Here is a 1444-nt window from a genome sequence, read left to right as displayed (position 1 = left end):
CAGATATAAAGTCTATAAATGAAGATAAGTTTAAAGGTATAAAACTTATAAAGATAGGGCATATATCTCAAGTAATTGTAAAAAATTTTTTCATGAGGTAAAAGACTTAAGAAATAAAATTTCTTGAGTCTTTTTTAATAAAGCTTGAAAGGGAAAATAATATTTATAAATTTTTTTGTTAATTGATTTTATAATCAATTTGATCTGTTATTTTATTAAGCAATAATCAAAAATTTTATTTTAATAAATACCAATAAAATAAGTTTTTATTTAAAGTTTTAAAAATAACGGCTATTTTATAATGTTTTCAAGTGGGACTCATTAAATATTAATAAGTTATTAATAAGTTTGTCACAATAAATATTTTAAAAAACTAAGCAAAAGATTAAATATTATATAGTTTTACTATATTAATTTATGTAAAAATTTGATATAGTATTAAGGAGGGGGTGAGATTATGAAGAATATTTCAACAAAAAAATTAACTATTATTGCAATGTTTATTGCTTTAACAACTGTTGCGACTATGGCAATTCAAATACCAATTCCTGCAACAAAAGGATATGTAAATGTTGGGGATACAATTGTTATAGCTTGCGCATTACTTATGGGTAGAACAGCGGGAGGAATTGTAGGTGGAATAGGTTCAGCACTTGCTGATTTAATTTCTGGTTATGGTTATTATGCTCCTATTACCTTAGTTGTGAAAGGACTGGAAGGATACATAGCAGGACTTCTTAAGGAAAAAACATCACTAAGTTTTATTATCTGTGGTTTAGCAGGTGGTATAGTAATGGCAATTGGATATCTACTAGCAGAAGGATTAATACTTTATAATTTTCCAACAGCAATTGCAAGTTTTATGCCTAATTTATTACAAGGTATTGGTGGTGCAGTTCTTGCTGATATTGTTTATCCAATTTTGAAAAAAGCGATATTTAATCAATTAGATTTTAATTAAAGCTAATAGAATAAAATATTGTGGTTGTAATATAGAGTTAAACCTTATACCGGAGTTTCTAGGATGATACTCTGGTATTTTTTTATTTATTTTTTATCAGTAACATATTTTTAGGTCAAATCATCTGTTAGCATATTTTTTTGCAAAAAAATAGCTGGTTTATACCAGCTATTAATTAGGTTAATCGATGTTTGTAATTAGATTCTTTTTACATTTGTTGTGAAATCAAATGCGTTTTCGTGTAAAGTTTCTATTGAATTAGGTACTTCAACTTCCATAATTCCATTTTTGTTGAAAGCAAACATATCAATTTTTTTGATATTTTTTGGAATTTTAATGCTTGTTAAATTATTCTTATAGAAAGCCGATGTTTCTATAACTTCAACAGTATCAGGTAAATTAATTTCCCCGATTTGGTTTAATGCGAAAGCAGATGGTCCAATGTAAACTAAGTTCTTTGGTAATTTAATATCAGTAATTTTA

2 protein-coding genes are annotated in these 1444 nt (G+C 26.0%); one reads left to right on the top strand and one right to left on the bottom strand.

Annotated features, from left to right (window positions below; all coding sequences use genetic code 11):
- Nucleotides 1–457 precede the first annotated feature (457 nt).
- Nucleotides 458–961, top strand: coding sequence for an ECF transporter S component (locus HMPREF9131_RS05565; protein WP_004825721.1), 504 nt, complete (start codon nt 458–460; stop codon nt 959–961).
- A 197-nt stretch (nt 962–1158) separates the two neighbouring features.
- Here the strand turns inward: HMPREF9131_RS05565 and HMPREF9131_RS05560 are convergent.
- On the bottom strand, nt 1159–1444 hold a 286-nt coding region (locus tag HMPREF9131_RS05560; RefSeq protein WP_009345883.1), incomplete at its 5' end, for a leucine-rich repeat protein.

It is taken from the genome of Peptoniphilus sp. oral taxon 836 str. F0141 (assembly GCF_000179335.1).
Classification (GTDB): domain Bacteria; phylum Bacillota; class Clostridia; order Tissierellales; family Peptoniphilaceae; genus Peptoniphilus_A; species Peptoniphilus_A lacrimalis.
The sequence above is the reverse complement of the archived record's forward strand: the minus strand, read 5'-3'. Positions and strand labels throughout refer to the sequence as shown.

What these genes read in the sequence shown, in the direction of transcription:
- HMPREF9131_RS05565 (WP_004825721.1), top strand. Translation starts at nt 458, where the DNA reads ATGAAGAATATTTCAACAAAAAAATTAACTATTATTGCAATGTTTATT.